This window comes from Sphaerisporangium melleum (assembly GCF_014646695.1).
Classification (GTDB): Bacteria; Actinomycetota; Actinomycetes; order Streptosporangiales; family Streptosporangiaceae; genus Sphaerisporangium; species Sphaerisporangium melleum.
The window spans coordinates 114,172-129,420 of the sequence record NZ_BMNT01000027.1 but is presented as its reverse complement, the minus strand read 5'-3'; the positions used below and the strand labels follow the sequence as shown (position 1 = coordinate 129,420).

At 71.4% G+C, this 15,249-nt stretch carries 11 protein-coding genes and 1 pseudogene; all 12 read left to right on the top strand.

Annotated features, from left to right (window positions below):
- The first annotated feature begins 502 nt into the window (after nucleotides 1-502).
- Nucleotides 503-1,825 carry a bifunctional folylpolyglutamate synthase/dihydrofolate synthase gene (locus tag IEY93_RS23695; protein ID WP_229691402.1) on the top strand — a complete coding sequence of 441 codons (1,323 nt, stop codon included), beginning with the start codon at nucleotides 503-505 and terminating at the stop codon, nucleotides 1,823-1,825.
- Between the two features lie 130 nt (nucleotides 1,826-1,955).
- Nucleotides 1,956-2,297 (top strand): DUF4233 domain-containing protein, encoded by a 342-nt coding sequence (locus tag IEY93_RS23690; RefSeq protein WP_229691401.1) that lies wholly within the window; start codon nucleotides 1,956-1,958, stop codon nucleotides 2,295-2,297.
- Nucleotides 2,298-2,377: 80 nt separating this feature from the next.
- Nucleotides 2,378-4,369 carry a hypothetical protein gene (locus IEY93_RS23685; RefSeq protein WP_189165299.1) on the top strand — a complete coding sequence of 664 codons (1,992 nt, stop codon included), beginning with the start codon at nucleotides 2,378-2,380 and terminating at the stop codon, nucleotides 4,367-4,369.
- A gap of 221 nt (nucleotides 4,370-4,590) precedes the next feature.
- Nucleotides 4,591-5,001 carry a nucleoside-diphosphate kinase gene (ndk, locus tag IEY93_RS23680; protein ID WP_229691400.1) on the top strand — a complete coding sequence of 137 codons (411 nt, stop codon included), beginning with the start codon at nucleotides 4,591-4,593 and terminating at the stop codon, nucleotides 4,999-5,001.
- A 297-nt stretch (nucleotides 5,002-5,298) separates the two neighbouring features.
- Nucleotides 5,299-6,330, top strand: a complete 1,032-nt coding sequence (locus IEY93_RS23675) for a rod shape-determining protein (protein WP_189165297.1) — start codon at nucleotides 5,299-5,301, stop codon at nucleotides 6,328-6,330.
- A gap of 18 nt (nucleotides 6,331-6,348) precedes the next feature.
- Nucleotides 6,349-7,491, top strand: a complete 1,143-nt coding sequence (gene mreC, locus IEY93_RS23670) for a rod shape-determining protein MreC (RefSeq protein ID WP_189165296.1) — start codon at nucleotides 6,349-6,351, stop codon at nucleotides 7,489-7,491.
- A gap of 186 nt (nucleotides 7,492-7,677) precedes the next feature.
- Nucleotides 7,678-8,205 (top strand): rod shape-determining protein MreD, encoded by a 528-nt coding sequence (mreD, locus tag IEY93_RS23665; protein ID WP_189165314.1) that lies wholly within the window; start codon nucleotides 7,678-7,680, stop codon nucleotides 8,203-8,205.
- Nucleotides 8,202-10,250, top strand: coding sequence for a penicillin-binding protein 2 (gene mrdA, locus IEY93_RS23660; RefSeq protein WP_189165295.1), 2,049 nt, complete (start codon nucleotides 8,202-8,204; stop codon nucleotides 10,248-10,250). The genes mreD and mrdA overlap by 4 nt, the downstream gene beginning before the upstream one ends.
- Nucleotides 10,247-11,410 carry a rod shape-determining protein RodA gene (rodA, locus tag IEY93_RS23655; RefSeq protein WP_229691399.1) on the top strand — a complete coding sequence of 388 codons (1,164 nt, stop codon included), beginning with the start codon at nucleotides 10,247-10,249 and terminating at the stop codon, nucleotides 11,408-11,410. The genes mrdA and rodA overlap by 4 nt, the downstream gene beginning before the upstream one ends.
- 68 nt (nucleotides 11,411-11,478) lie before the next feature.
- Nucleotides 11,479-13,401, top strand: coding sequence for a TIGR03960 family B12-binding radical SAM protein (locus tag IEY93_RS23650; protein WP_189165294.1), 1,923 nt, complete (start codon nucleotides 11,479-11,481; stop codon nucleotides 13,399-13,401).
- 243 nt (nucleotides 13,402-13,644) lie between these two features.
- Nucleotides 13,645-14,400 (top strand): TIGR03936 family radical SAM-associated protein, encoded by a 756-nt coding sequence (locus IEY93_RS23645; protein ID WP_203968481.1) that lies wholly within the window; start codon nucleotides 13,645-13,647, stop codon nucleotides 14,398-14,400.
- A 103-nt stretch (nucleotides 14,401-14,503) separates the two neighbouring features.
- A pseudogene (locus tag IEY93_RS23640) lies at nucleotides 14,504-15,249 on the top strand (hypothetical protein); the annotation flags it as partial.

Here is a 15,249-nt window from a genome sequence, read left to right as displayed (position 1 = left end):
AAAATTTGATAGATGAGTGTAGGTAGGCCGCCCGGGTTCCGGGCGGCCTTCCTGCGTTTCCGGGGGTTTTCTCCCGGAACCAGGAGCGTGCTGCGCCCCGAGGCTTGTCCTTGTTCCTGGCGTGTCCTCGACCCTCGACGCTCGGTCTGAGTGTTCTGTGTTCGCGTGTGTCTTCCGTGCAGGTCGATCCGGCCGCGGCCGGCGACCCCGAAGGGGCGTCGCCGCACCCGCTTCGCGACCGTGCGGCCGTTCTTGCCGACGCTAGCGCAGGTGACCCGTACCGGAGGCTTCATGCGGTCGCCAGTTGGGGCTTCTAGCGTGTGCTCGGTTCTGGGGCGTGGCGTGTCCTCCGCTCCCTCACCCTCCGCTCTCCTCCGCGCCTGCGGTGCCCGCGCTTTCGGTTTGCGGGGCCATCGGCGGTTGCGGTGCGTGTGCGGGCGAAGCGCGACGGGCGGGGTGGGAGGGTGCGGGAGGCGGGGCGGCTGGTCAGTAGGCTTCAGGTGTGGAATACCAGGCGGTGGAAAAGGCGATCTTGCAGCGCGGTGTGGAATGGGACATCGATCCCACACTGGACCGGATGAACGTCCTGATGGACATGCTGGGGCAGCCCCAGCGGGCGTACCCGGTCGTGCACATCACCGGCACCAACGGCAAGTCGAGCACGGCACGCATGATCGACGCACTGCTCCGCGAGCGCAACCTCCGGGTCGGCCGCTTCACCAGCCCGCATCTGGTCTCGATGCGCGAGCGCATCACCCTCGACGGAGAGCCGCTCAGCGAGGAGCGGTTCACCGAGGTCTACGAGGACGTCCTGCCCTACCTCCAGCTCGTCGACCAGCAGCAGGGGCGGTTGTCCTTCTTCGAGACGCTGACCGCCATGGCGTACGCGGCCTTCGCGGACGCGCCGGTCGACGTCGCGGTCATCGAGGTCGGCATGGGGGGCACCTGGGATTCGACCAGCGTGGCGCAGGGCACCGTCGCGGTCATCACTCCCATCTCCTTGGACCACGTCCAGTACCTCGGGCCGGACATCGAGGCGATCGCGCGCGAGAAGGCCGGCATTATCAAGCCCGCTGCGACCGCGGTTCTGGCGCAGCAGCCGATCGCGGCGGCGGAGGTGCTGATGCGCCGTGCCGCAGAGGTCGGAGCCACAGTCGCTCGTGAGGGCCTTGAGTTCGGCGTGGTGCATCGCGAGGTGGCCATGGGCGGGCAGATGCTGCGGATGCAGGGACTGAAGGGCGTCTATGAAGAGGTCTTCCTCCCGCTGTACGGGGAGCACCAGGCCGGCAACGCGGCCTGCGCACTCGCGGCGGTGGAGGCCCTGACCGGCGGAGACGAGCCGCTGGACTCAGAGCTGGTGCGGCGGGCGTTCGCGACGGTCACCTCGCCCGGCCGGCTCGAGGTGATCCGGCGCGGTCCCACGGTCCTCGTGGACGCCGCGCACAATCCGGGTGCCATGGAGTCGGTCGTCCAGGCGTTGGAGGAGTCATTCGGCTTCACCCGGCTCGTCGCCGTGGTGGCGGTGATGGCCGACAAGGACGTGTCCGGCGTTCTGGAGCTGCTGGAGCCCGTCGTGGAGGAGATCGTCGTCACGCGTAACTCCTCTCCGCGTTCCATGGATCCAGGGGAGCTCGCGGAACTCGCCGAGGACATCTACGGGAGCGAGCGCGTCCACCGGGCGGACCGGCTGGACGACGCCATCGACATCGCCATCGGACTGGCGGAGGAGACCGGCGAGTTCACCGGTTCGGGAGTGCTCATCACCGGATCGGTGGTCACCGTCGGAGACGCCCGTCTCCTGCTCAAGGCCGCCGGGGCGGAATAGGCGGAGTTGGGAGGCCGAGGAGATCTCTGGCGCCCCCTGGTGCGGGAGCCGATGGACGGTGGCTCCTCGGTGGAATCGTGACGGAGACAGGGGCGGGAGCGATGACGTTCGGGGCTTGTGAGGAAAGAGTGTGCGGGTGAACATCACTGTCACGCCGGGGATGCGGCGATTGTGCGCCAGCGTCCTCGGCATGGAGGCCATCGTGCTCGCGCTGATCACGCCGGTCGCCATCATGGTCAACGACGTGCCGCCCGCGCTGGCCGTCACCGTGGGCGTCGGGCTCGCGCTGGCGTGTGTGGTCGTGACGGGCCTGCTGAAGAGGCCGTTCGCCTACATCGCGGGCAGTGTTCTCCAGGTACTGGCCATCGCCACCGGTTTCCTGGTTCCCATGATGTTCTTCCTCGGCGTGATCTTCGGCGCACTTTGGGTGACGGCAATCTTCGTCGCTCGCCGTGTCGAGGGCGTGACCTAACGCTAAAGTCGGCGAGTATGGCCGTACCCCCCCTTCAGGCCACTGGCCTTGCGACACGTGGCCGGGTCGATCGTCTGCCGATGGTGCTCGATGTGCTGGTCGGGCTGCTGACCGCCGTCGCGGTCCCGCTGGCGATCGTCGCCGTGCCCAACACGATCTCCGTGGTCTCCGCGCTCCTCCCCTCCGACCTCGCCGGAGTGTGGATCCTGCGTGCCCACGGTCTTGCCCTCCCGGTGATGCTGGTCTCGGTCCCGCTCACCGCGATGGCACTCCGACGCTTCACCGCGGCGTCGCTGCTGGCGGCGGGGCTCGCCTGCCTCGCCGTGGCCGACGTCGCCGGAGGTTTCGCCGACTCGACCTTCGTGGTCGGCGCGCTGCGCGTCCTGCACGGCATCGGCGCCGGCGTGCTGCTTCCGGCGACCTTCGCCGCCTGCCACGACCGATCGGGCCCAGCGCGCGACTTCCTGGCCTCGTTGTGGACGGCCGCGCTCGCCGTCGGGTTGCTGGCCGCCCAGGCCCTTGCCCTCTGGCCGCTCGACCAGGTCACCTCATGGCGGGTGACCCTGCAGCCGTATCCGCTGCTGACCGGCCTCGCGCTCGCGCTCGCCGCCGTGTACTCCGTCCTGGTGCGGATCGCCGGCGGCCGAGGTTCGCGGCCGATCGGTACAGAGCCGGCCGGCCGGGACGGCGCGGGTGCATCGGTCGGCGCCACCGGGCGGAGCGGAACGGCACCGGTGGACGGTGAGCGGACTGCGATGACGATGGCGGGCGCGGAACAAGCCCAGGAGGGGGCCGGCGCGAGGGCTTCCGGCGCCGCTTCTGGTGTTCTGGAAGCCTTCAGCGGCGCCTCCGCTGTTCCCGGGGCCGGTTCTCCGGGCGCCTCGGACGGTGACTCCGTCCCCGACACCGTCGTCGGCGAGGGCGTGGAAGCCCGTTCACACGCGGTGCCTCTCGGGCGGGCCGTGGCGCTGTCGGCGGCCGTCGCCGTCCTGGCCGTCGCCACCACCTTCGACTGGCCGTCGGTGCTCATCCTGGTCGCCGCCGCGGTCGCGCTGGTGATGCTGCTGACGCTGGCCGGGCTGAGCCGGGCCCACGGCGCGAGCGGCCGGGTGGCGGCGTTCGTCATGGTCGCCGTCGGTCTGGTGGTGCTGCCGACCGCGGCGCAGATGACCTACGTCGAACTCGGCGGCCTCGGCGGCCCGGGGTTGACCGGGATGTGGGTGCCCTTCGGGCTCGCCGCCGTGATCGCCGTCGCGGCCGCGGCACTGGCGGGGCGGGTGGACGACTCCGCGGCGCCGAGACTCGTCGCCGGCGGCCTGGTGACCATGGTGGTCGGCCTGTGCGCGGTGCGACTGCTGGTCCCGTCCGGGTCCGGCATGCCGCTGGTGGTGCCGTTCGCGCTCCTGTCGGCCGGCGGCGCCGTGGCCGTCACCGCCGCCGTCCGGCGGGCGGGGCCGCGATCGGCGCTCTTCGGGCTCTCCCTCTGCTTCCCGGCGGTGCTCTGCGGGTTCCTGCTGGGCACCGGCATCCAGGTGGGCTGGCTGCGTGCGGTGAGCACGTCGGGCGTCGTGACGCCGCAGGCCATGGTCGACGGGTTCGTTGGCGCCCTGCACGTCTGGGCGCTGATCGCCGGGTTCACGGTGGTGATCGTGCTGGCTCTCGGCGCCGTGCTCGCCCGGCGTTCACCGGACGACGGCGCGCGCGAGGGGCAGGACGCCTCCGCGCGCGGCGCACCGAGGGCTGTGGCGGAGTCCGGCCCGCCCTTCGAGATGGCCGGGGCCGACGTCCTCACGCGGGACGCGGACCGTGGAGCCGGTGAAGCCAGAACCTCGCCCCGGCCCGATGTCCGGGTCGCTTCCCATCGGGCGACCGAGACGGTGCCGTTCGATGTGCCGGGCCACCTCCCTCGGCCGGCGGTGGCGGATCCCGTGGCTCCGGGGCAGGGCTCGGACACCGGGAGCGGGGCAGGGAAAGGGGCGTCGCCCGGCGGGGACCCCGACATCGCGATGCCACCGGTCATCCCGCCGCCGACTCCGTCACCGGAAGCGCCCCGCGGCCCGCGCGGCGATTGACGACCGCCGGTGCCCCCGGCCGTCCCGCGGCACAGGGCGCCGGCATCTCGGGGTTGGGGTGAACAGAAGGTGAATCATGGGCTGGAACGTGCCGGGAATCAGCGCTGTGGCGGCGTTGGGAGAACGGTGAGGGCGGCGAGGGCCGGTAAGCTGCGCACACGTTTCCCCTCTTCCGCCGGCGGTGCTGAACGATGCCGGCGAACCCAACGAAGGAGATATCCGTGTCCGAGCGCACCCTTGTCCTGATCAAGCCGGACGGTGTCCGCCGTGGTCTCATCGGTGACGTGATCGCCCGGGTGGAGCGCAAGGGGCTCAAGGTCGTGGCCATGGACCTTCGCACGCTCGATGCCGAGACCGCCAAGGCCCACTACGCCGAGCACTCCGAGAAGCCGTTCTTCGGCGAGCTCGTCGAGTTCATCACCTCCGGCCCCCTGGTGGCGATGGTCCTCGAGGGGCACCGCGCCGTTGAGGCGTTCCGCGCCCTGGCCGGTGCCACCGACCCGGTGAAGTCGGCGCCGGGCACCATTCGGGGCGACCACGCGCTGGAGATCGGCGAGAACGTCGTCCACGGCTCCGACTCGCCGGAGTCCGCCGCCCGCGAGGTCAAGATCTTCTTTCCCGACCGCTTCTGAGGTCGCCTGAGATCTGCGGAACGGCTCGTCCGCGGGACGCGGCTCTCGGGTGGCCTGCGGTTTCCATGGTCGTCCGGAGAATGACGGCCCGCACAGGCAGGGGCTTCGGCGCGCGCCGGAGCCCCTGACGCGTTCACGAAAAGCATCGCCGCAGGTGGGCGAGGTGTCCCCGGTAAAGGACGCCAACATTTTCACCGGTCGGGCGGCTCGTTGCCCTCGCGAGTGGGTACGTCACGTTACGATTCGAATGCGAATCGTAATCTCTCGCGAACGACCTGAAGGAAGGTTTCCTTCCCCATGGGCAGCAAGCTGGCATTCCTCGGCCGTGACATGGCCGTCGACCTGGGCACCGCCAACACGTTGGTCTATGTGCGCGGGCGCGGCATCGTGCTCAACGAGCCGTCGGTGGTCGCCATCAACACGACCACCGGCAAGATCGTGGCGGTGGGCATCGAGGCCAAGAGGATGATTGGCCGCACGCCCGGGAACATCGTGGCGATCCGTCCGCTCAAGGACGGTGTGATCGCCGACTTCGACGTCACCGAGCGCATGTTGCGCTACTTCATCCAGCGGGTCCACAAGCGCGCGCACTTCGCCAAGCCGCGCATCATCGTGGCCGTGCCGAGCGGCATCACCGGGGTCGAGCAGCGCGCGGTGAAGGAGGCCGGCTACCAGGCGGGGGCGCGCCGGGTCTACATCATCGAGGAGCCGATGGCCGCCGCCATCGGAGCCAGGCTGCCGGTCCACGAGCCCACCGGCAACATGGTCGTCGACATCGGCGGGGGCACCACCGAGGTGGCGATCATCTCGATGGGCGGCATCGTGACCAGCCAGTCCATCAGAGTCGGCGGTGACGAGCTCGATCAGGCGATCATCGCGTTCGCCAAGAAGGAGTACTCCCTGATGCTCGGGGAGCGCACCGCCGAGGAGATCAAGATAGCGATCGGCTCGGCGTGCCCGACCGGCGACGACCGGCATGCCGAGATCCGGGGACGTGATCTGGTCACCGGGCTGCCCAAGACGATCGTGGTGTCGGCCGACGAGATCCGCAGGGCCACCGAGGAGCCACTCAAGATCATTGTGGACGCGGTCAAATCCACCCTGGACAAGTGCCCGCCCGAGCTCTCCGGCGACCTGATGGACCGCGGCCTCGCGCTCACCGGCGGCGGTGCCCTGCTCAAGGGCATGGACGACCGGTTGCGTGAGGAGACCGGCATGCCGATCCACCTGGTGGACAACGCCCTGGACTCGGTCGTGCTCGGCTCGGGCAAGTGCGTCGAGGAGTTCGAGGCGCTGCAGCAGGTGCTGGTGCCGGAGCCGAGACACTGATTTGGAGCCGAGACACTGATGAGGGATACCCGCCGCGCGCGGTTGGTGCTCGGCCTGCTGCTGGCCGCGGCACTCGTCCTGATCACGGTCGACCACCGCCAGCGCGAGGACTCCCTGTTCGAGCCGGTCCGCACGGCGGCGTCGTCGCTGTTCGGTGTGGCCGAGGAGGCAGGCACCGGGGTCGTACGGCCGGTGGGGGAGTTCATCGACACGTTCTCCTCCGCTCCCGAGTACAAGCGGCAGATCACGGCGCTGCGCGCGGAGAACGCCCGGCTGCGGCGGGAGCTGACCGCCGGCACCCTGGACCGCCGCAGGTCGGCCGAGCTGTCGAGCATGCTCGGCCTGTCCGGCCTCGGCGGCTACCGCGTGGTGGCGGCGCAGGTCATCGCCAGGCGCGGCGTGCCGGGATTCGAGGACACCGTCGAGATCGACGCGGGCAGGGACGACGGTGTGCGGGCGGAGATGACCGTGCTGAACGGAGACGGTCTGGTCGGCCGGGTGGTGCGCACCGGGCCGTCCACCTCGACCGTGGTCCTGCTCACCGATCCGGCCTCGACGGCCGGCGCCCGGCTGGAGGGCGGCAACCAGATCGGCGTGATCACCGGGCTCGGCCCCGCGGCGGAGGGCCGCTACGTCCGCTTCCGCCTGCTGGACGCGACGTCCTCGCTGTCCGTCGGCCGGCGCATCGTGAGCTTCGGCTCCCAGCACGGCATGCCGTACGCGCCAGGACTGCCGGTGGGCACCATCGAGCGGGTGGAGCCCACGCCTGGCGAGCTGACCCGTGTCGCCTACGCCCGGCCGTACGTCGACTTCGCGGCTCTGGACGTCGTCGGGGTCGTGGTACGGGCGCCGCAGCGTGACCCGAGGGACGCGATGCTGCCCCCGTCCCCGCCGCCGAAGGCGGTGAAGGCCCGCGCCACCGCCCCGGCCCGGCCGCCGGCCGCGCAGGAGTCCGACGCGCGGACGGCACCCCCGTCCGGAGCGCCCGGCACGCCCGGGACGTCGGCGGAAAGGCCGGCCGAGCCGTCCGCCGAGCCCTCGTCGTCCTCTCGGTCCTCACCAGGGCGGCAGGTCCGGGGCGAAGACGGCGCCGGCGAGCAGGGCGGTGACGGGCAGGGCGCGAACGGGCGACGGACCGGCGAGCGAGACGGGGGCGAGTAGGGCGGCGCGAGGAAGCGGTGGCGAGCAGGCGGGGACGCCGATCGCGACAGACGACCCGGCCCGTGCAGGACGCGGGGGCGGCGAGGACGGCCCGAGCGCGGCGAGCGACGGGGATGACAGGCGGCACCGGACGCGGGACACCGGGTGGACGGGCGGAGTCCGGCGGGCGAGAGGACATGTGGCGTGATGCGAGGGATGGCGCTGGTGCTGCTCGCCGGCCTCATCATGATCGTGCAGGTGACCGTGGTGAACCGCCTTCCGCTCCCCGGGGGGACGGGGCCCGACCTGGTGCTGATGGGCGTGATGTTCCTCGCCCTGACCAGAGGGGCGGCGGCCGGCGCGGGCATCGGTTTCGCCGCCGGCCTGGTCACCGACGTCCTGCCGCCGGCGGCCCACGTCATCGGCCAGTACGCGCTGGTGTTCTGCCTGGTGGGATACCTGGTGGGCCGGGCGGCGGAACGCGCGCCCGGCTTCGGCGCGGTCACGGTGATCGCGATGGTGATCCTCGCGCCGCTGCTGGTGGCGGGCGTCGGCGGGCTGCTCGGTGATCCGCGCGTCGACTGGCGCACGCTGCTTCCGCTGTGGCCGTCGCTGGTGATGTACAACCTGGCGATCGCGGTCGTGGCGTTCTGGCTGGTGGCGCGGGCCACCGGGGAACGCCGGCGGCGCGAGGCCGTGCCCATGGGCTCCTACCCGGTGCGGAGGCGCGTGTGAACCGCGTCCGTGCCCGGCTGGTCGTGCTGCAGTTCCTCGTGCTGACGCTGCTCACGGTGCTCACCGTGCGGTTGTGGCAGGTGCAGGTCGTCCGCGGCCCGCACTTCGTGGTCGCGGCCACCGAGACCCGCACGCGGGACGTGATCGTCCCGGCGGTGCGCGGTCCCATCCTGGACGCCAGCGGGCGGCCCCTGGTGCGCAACCGGACGGCGCTGGTCGTGTCGGTGGACCGCGCCGAGCTGGAGCGCATGCCCGACGGTGGCATGGCCGTGCTCAAGCGGCTCGGCGCGGTGCTCGGCCGCCCGGTCAAGGAGCTGCGCGAACGCATCCGCCCGTGCGGGCCGCACGTGACCCGGCCGTGCTGGCCCGGCTCGCTCTACTCACCGATCCCGATCGACGACAAGGTCAGCCCGCGCGAGGCGCTGCAGATCCTGGAACGACAGGAGGACTTCCCCGGGGTGAACGCCGAGGTGCAGGCCGTGCGCGAATACCCGCTCGGCACGGGCGCCTCGCAGACGCTCGGCTACCTCCAGCCGGTCACCGAGGAGGAGCTGAAGAAGCGTTCCAAGCTCAAGGCGAACTTCTCCGGCGTCGACCTGGTGGGCCGGGACGGCCTGGAGTACGTGTACGACGAGGCGCTGCGCGGGTCGCCGGGGCTGCGCCGGGTGCAGGTGGACCGCATGGGCAAGGTGCTCGGAGTCGAGCGCCAGACCTCCCCGGTGCCCGGCGACATCCTGATCACGAACATGGACGCGAACGTGCAGCGCGTCGTGGACCGCGCGCTGGCGACCGCGATGAAGAACGCTCCGCGGGCCGACGGCGCGGCGGCCGTGGTGCTGGACGTCAAGACCGGCGGTGTGATCGCGATCGGCAGTGTGCCGACCTACGACCCGAAGGTCTGGGCGGGCGGCATCTCCGAGAAGGACTACCAGCATCTGCTGTCGGAGAAGGCCGGGCTTCCGCTGGTCTCCCGGGCCACCCACGGCCAGTACGCGCCCGGTTCGACGTTCAAGGTCTCCTCGGTGTCGGCGATGATCAGGGACGGCTACCCGCTCAAGGGCAAGTACGACTGCCCGGGGGTGTACGACGTGGCGGGCACGGCGTTCCACAACTTCCACGGCATCGGCCTCGGCGTGCTCGACCTGCACATGGCGCTGGTGAAGTCCTGCGACACCATCTTCTACAAGGCGGCCTACGAGATGTGGAAGCGGGACGGCGGGCTCAAACCCGTGCCCCGTCCCAAGGAGCCGATGACCGCCACGGCCAAAGCGTTCGGGTTCGGCAGGAAGACCGGCATCGACCTGCCAGGCGAGGTGCCGGGGCGCATCCCGGGCCGCGCCTGGAAGAAGGAGATGTGGGCAGCGACGCGGCACACGAGCTGCGCGCGCGCCAAGACCGGCTATCCGGAGGTGGAGAAGAAGAACCCCGGCCGGGCCGCCTACCTCAAGCGGCTGGCCAACGAGAACTGCCTGGAGGGGTTCGAGTGGAAGGCCGCGGAGGCGGCCAACCTGTCCATCGGCCAGGGCGACGTGCTGGTCACCCCGCTCCAGCTCGCCGCGGCCTACGCCGCGCTGGTGGGCGACGGGCGGCTGCGCAGCCCGCGCATCGCCAAGGCGGTCGTCAGCCCGGACGGCACGCACGTGCGCGAGATCAAGGCGCCGGTGACCGGCAGGCTGCCGGTCACCAAGGAGACCCGCGACTACATCCGGCGGGCGCTGAGCGAGGTGACCTCCGACGGCACGGCGGCCGGCGCGTTCGGCGGTTTCCCGATGAACGTCGTGAAGATCGGTGGCAAGACCGGTACGGCGGAGGTCTACGGCAAGGAGGACACCTCCTGGTTCGCCTCCTTCGCCCCGGCCGAGGATCCGCGTTTCGTGGTGGTCGTGACGGTCTCGCAGGGTGGTCAGGGCGCGATGGCGGCGGCGCCGGCGGCCCGCGAGATCTACGAGGGCATCTACGGCATCAAGGGCACGGCGGCGCTGCCCGGCGGCAAGCCGGCCGGCCGCCTCCCCAAGATCAGGAGAGACGGGACGGTGGTGCAGTGAGCCAGGCCCTGGTCCCGCGGAGCCGGTCGCTGGTGCGGCGGGCCATGGGCGCGCGCTCGCCGGTGTGGCGGGTGGACGGCGTCCTGCTGGTCGCCGTGATGGCGCTGTCGGTGATCGGCACCCTGCTGGTGTGGTCCTCCACGCGCACCTGGGCCGCGGGCGCGCCGACCGGCATGGTGATGAAGCACGTGCTGAACCTGGCCATCGGCTGGGTGCTGTGCGGCATCGCCGCCCTGGCCGACCGGCGTACGCTGCGCATCTACGCCCCGGCCGTCTATGGCGTGTCGCTGCTCGGCCTGCTCGCGGTGATCACTCCCCTCGGGTCGACGATCAACGGGTCCCACTCGTGGATCCTGCTCGGCGGCGGGTTCGCGGTGCAGCCGTCCGAGCTCGCCAAACCGGCGCTGATCCTCATGCTGTGCGCGCTGCTCGCCGAGCCCGCCCGCGGCACCGACCGGCCCAGGACGCTCGATCTGGTGTTGTGCGCGGCGGCGGCGGCCATCGCCATGGGACTGGTCATGCTGCAGCCCGACTTCGGCACCACCATGGTGCTCGCCGTCATCACCGGGGCCATCATGATCTTCGCGGGGCTGCGCAAGCGGTACATCGCGGCGCTCGGAGCGCTGGCGGGGGCCGGGGCCGCGGCGGTGTGGCTGCTGGGACTGCTCAAGCCGTACCAGATCGCCCGGTTCACCGCGTTCATCAACCCGGCGAACGACCCGCGCGGCGCGGGGTACAACAGCACCCAGTCGCTGATCGCGATCGGCTCGGGCGAGCTGTTCGGCAAAGGGCTGTTCCACGGCGGGCAGACCACCGGCCGGTTCGTCCCCGAGCAGCACACCGACTTCATCTTCACCGTGGCGGGGGAGGAGTTCGGGTTCCTCGGCGCGGTCACCGTGGTGGCACTGCTGGGTGTGGTCCTGCTGCGTGGCCTGCGCATCGCGCGCCGCTCGGAGGATCGCTTCAGCGCGATGGTCGTCGGCGGCATCGTGTGCTGGTTCGCCTTCCAGACCTTCGTCAACGTCGGGATGACCATCGGCATCATGCCGATCACCGGCGTGCCGCTGCCATTCGTGTCGTACGGCGGCACCGCGACGTTCGCCAACATGATCGCCCTTGGCCTGATACAGGCGGTCCACATTCGCGAACGCCCGTTCTAGCCGCCTTCGGGCTGGTCGGGGGTGCAGGCTGGCGCGAAGGGCGTCGAGCACCAACTACGCTGGTGCACATGTCTGTCGAGTCGCTGTTTCCCCGCCTGGAGCCGCTCCTGCCACGCGTGCAGAAGCCCATCCAGTATGTCGGTGGTGAGCTCAATTCGACCGTCAAGGACTGGGACGAGGCGACCGTCCGCTGGGCCCTGATGTATCCGGACGCCTACGAGGTGGGCCTGCCCAACCAGGGCGTCCAGATCCTGTACGAGATCCTGAACGAGCTGCCCGAGACGCTCGCCGAGCGCACCTACGCCGTCTGGCCCGACCTTGAGGCGCTCATGCGCGAGCACGGCGTGCCGCAGTTCACCGTGGACGCGCACCGGCCGGTGCGGGCGTTCGACGTGCTGGGGGTGTCCTTCTCGACCGAGCTCGGCTACACCAACCTGCTGACGGCGCTCGACCTGGCCGGCATCCCGATGGAGGCCGCCGACCGCGGTGAGGACGACCCGATCGTGCTGGCCGGTGGGCACGCGGCGTTCAACCCCGAGCCGATCGCCGGGTTCCTGGACGCCGCGGTGCTCGGCGACGGCGAGCAGATCTCGATCGCGATCAGCGAGGTGATCCGCGAGTGGAAGGCCGAGGGCCGTCCCGGCGGGCGTGACGAGCTGCTGTTGCGCCTGGCCTCGAGCGGCGGGGTGTACGTCCCGAAGTTCTACGACGTCGAGTACCACCCCGACGGCCGCATCAAGCGGGTCGCGCCGAACCGGTCCGGGGTGCCCTGGCGGGTGCAGAAGCACACCGTCATGGACCTCGACGAGTGGCCGTACCCGAAGAAGCCGCTGGTCCCGCTGGCCGAGACCGTGCACGAGCGGTTCAGCGTCGAGATCTTCCGTGGCTGCACGCGCGGCTGCCGGTTCTGCCAGGCCGGCATGATCACCCGCCCGGTCCGTGAACGGTCGATCACCACGATCGGCGACATGGTCGAGGTCGGCGTCAAGGAGTCCGGCTTCAACGAGGTCGGCCTGCTGTCGCTGTCCAGCGCCGACCACTCCGAGATCGCCGAGGTGGCCAAGGGGCTGGCCGATCGCTACGAGGGCACCAACACCAGCCTGTCGCTGCCGTCCACCCGCGTCGACGCGTTCAACATCGACCTGGCCAACGAGTTCTCCCGCAACGGCCGCCGCTCCGGTCTGACCTTCGCGCCCGAGGGCGGGTCCGAGCGCATGCGCAAGGTCATCAACAAGATGGTGACCGAGGAAGACCTGATCCGCACCGTCACCACCGCCTACGGCCAGGGGTGGCGGCAGGTGAAGCTGTACTTCATGTGCGGCCTGCCCACCGAGACCGACGAGGACGTGCTCGGCATCGCCGACCTCGCCAAGAAGGTCATCAAGGCCGGCCGTGAGGCCACCGGCTCGCGGGACATCCGCTGCACCGTGTCCATCGGCGGTTTCGTGCCCAAGCCGCACACCCCCTTCCAGTGGGCCGCCCAGTGCGACCACGAGACCGTCGACCGCAGGCTCAAGCAGCTCAGGGACGCCCTGCGCACCGACAAGGAGTACGGAAAGGCGATCGGCTACCGCTACCACGACGGCCAGCCGTCCATCGTCGAGGGTCTGCTGTCGCGCGGCGACCGCCGGGTCGGTGCGGTGATCAGGGCCGTGTGGGAGGCCGGTGGCCGCTTCGACGGCTGGAGCGAGCACTTCTCCTACGAGCGGTGGATGTCCAGCGCCGAGCAGGCCCTGGCCGGTGAGCCGGTCGACGTCGACTGGTACACCACGCGCGAGCGCGACGAGGTCGAGGTGCTCCCCTGGGATCACCTGGACGCCGGTCTCGACCGCGAGTGGCTGTGGCAGGACTGGCAGGACGCCGTCAGCGAGACCGAGGTCGAGGACTGCCGCTGGACGCCCTGCTACGACTGCGGCGTCTGCCCCACCATGGGGACCGAGATCCAGATCGGCCCCACCGGCAGGAAGCTGCTGCCGCTCACGGTCGTCTGACGGCCCGGCGCCGCCCGGCGGCCCGTGGCCGGGCCCGGGGGAAGCGAACACCCTCCGCGCTCGTTGACCCTGGTGAGGACGTGCGGCCACGTGGCCCCGCTCGTGCCGGCGAGACCGGCGAGGGCGGGCCCGGCGGCCCTATCCTGAAAAGATGACCATCATGTGACGCAAGGAAGGATGACTTAGCTGAAGAACCCCGTTCCTGATGGGCCTCCGCCCGCGCCCGTGGTGCAACGCCTTCGCGTGCGTTACGCCAAGCGTGGCCGGCTGCGGTTCACCAGTCACCGAGACATCTCCCGCGCGATCGAACGAGCGGTGCGCCGCGCCGGCATTCCGGTCGGCTTCAGCGCGGGATTCACCCCCCATCCGAAGATCTCCTACGCGGGAGCCGCCCCCACCGGGGTGGCCAGCGAAGCCGAATATCTCGAGATCGGCGTCGTCGCCCCGTGCGAGCCCGCACGGCTGCGTGGCGACCTCGACGCGTCGCTGCCCCCCGGGCTCGACGTGCTGGACGTCGTCGAAGCCCGCGCCGGAAGCCTGGCCGACCGGCTTGAGTGCTCGGTCTGGGAGGTCCGCCTCGCCGGGGCCGACCCGCGGGAGGCGAAGGAGGCGGCCGAGTGCTTTCTGGCCGCCGAGCGCGTCGAAGTCGAGCGCCTCACCAAGAAGGGCCTGCGCCGCTTCGACGCGAGGGAGGCCGTCGTCAGCCTGACGGCCCACGAGGGAACGGATGAAACCGCGGGCCGAGTGCCGAGCGTGCCATGTGCGATACTGCGTATGGTCGTGCGGCACGTCACACCCGCCGTTCGACCAGACGACGTGCTCACGGGTTTGCGCCTTGTGGCCGGCTTCGCGCCGCCGTCACCGCCCGCGGTGACCAGGCTGGCGCAGGGGCCGCTCGACGCGCGCACCGGTGAGACCGCCGACCCGCTCGACCTGGACCGCGACGTTCGCGGCGGCGAGACGGGACCGGCTGTGCGGCACGTCGCCGACGACCGATAGGACTTGGCGCCGGGCCCCGCGAGGCGGCTTGGCGCACAGCGAGAGACGAGAGCTCCCGCGCGGCGCGGAGACGCGCCCGGGAGCCTGACGGGAGATTGCCCGCATGCTCGACAACGAGCCCATTGTCGGGGCCTTCGGCTCCGACGGGGATACAACAGCACAGCAAGAAGCCAAGCCGGTCCGCCGGCGCCGGGCGGCGAGCCGTCCGGCCGGTCCGCCGCCCGAGGAGCCCGAGCGCACCGCGGGCCTGGTGACGACTTCGCCGCAGGCCGCCGCCGCGGTGGTCAGTCCCGCCGCCGAGGTTCCCGCCCCCCGGGCGGGCTCCGGTGACGACATCGCGGCGGGAACGTCGCAGGCGGGGGAGCCGGCCGCCCCGGCGGCGAGCGCAGAGGCGCCGGCGGAGCTCGCGGAGGCGCCGGTCAAGCGCACCCGCACCCGCCGCACCACGGCCAAGGACCCCGACGCGCCCGCGACGACGCGGCGTTCGCGCACCACCAAGAAGGCCGCCGCCCCGGCCGAGGCCACCACCGCCTCGGAGGCGGCGACCGGCCCGGAGCCCGTCGCGCCTCCGGCGCAGACCGCCTCGCACGAGGCGCCGGCCGGCGAGCCCGCAGCGACCGAGCCGGTGGCCGCCACCGAGGCCGCCGGGGATGCGGCCGAGGCCGCCTCCGCCGCGCCGGCCCGGCGCCGCCGCACCCGCAAGACCGCCGTGGCCGCCGAGACTCCGGCGCAGCCCGAACCGGCCGCCGCGGACGAGGAGCCTCCCGCGGGCGCCGAGGCGACCCCTGAGATCATCGAGTCGCTGCCGGCCGAGGAGCCGCTCGACGACGAGCCGGCCGGCGAGGACAT

What these genes read in the sequence shown, in the direction of transcription:
- IEY93_RS23650 (WP_189165294.1), top strand. Translation starts at nt 11,479, where the DNA reads ATGTCTGTCGAGTCGCTGTTTCCCCGCCTGGAGCCGCTCCTGCCACGC.
- IEY93_RS23685 (WP_189165299.1), top strand. Translation starts at nt 2,378, where the DNA reads ATGGTGCTCGATGTGCTGGTCGGGCTGCTGACCGCCGTCGCGGTCCCG.
- mreD (WP_189165314.1), top strand. Translation starts at nt 7,678, where the DNA reads ATGCGAGGGATGGCGCTGGTGCTGCTCGCCGGCCTCATCATGATCGTG.
- IEY93_RS23675 (WP_189165297.1), top strand. Translation starts at nt 5,299, where the DNA reads ATGGGCAGCAAGCTGGCATTCCTCGGCCGTGACATGGCCGTCGACCTG.
- mreC (WP_189165296.1), top strand. Translation starts at nt 6,349, where the DNA reads ATGAGGGATACCCGCCGCGCGCGGTTGGTGCTCGGCCTGCTGCTGGCC.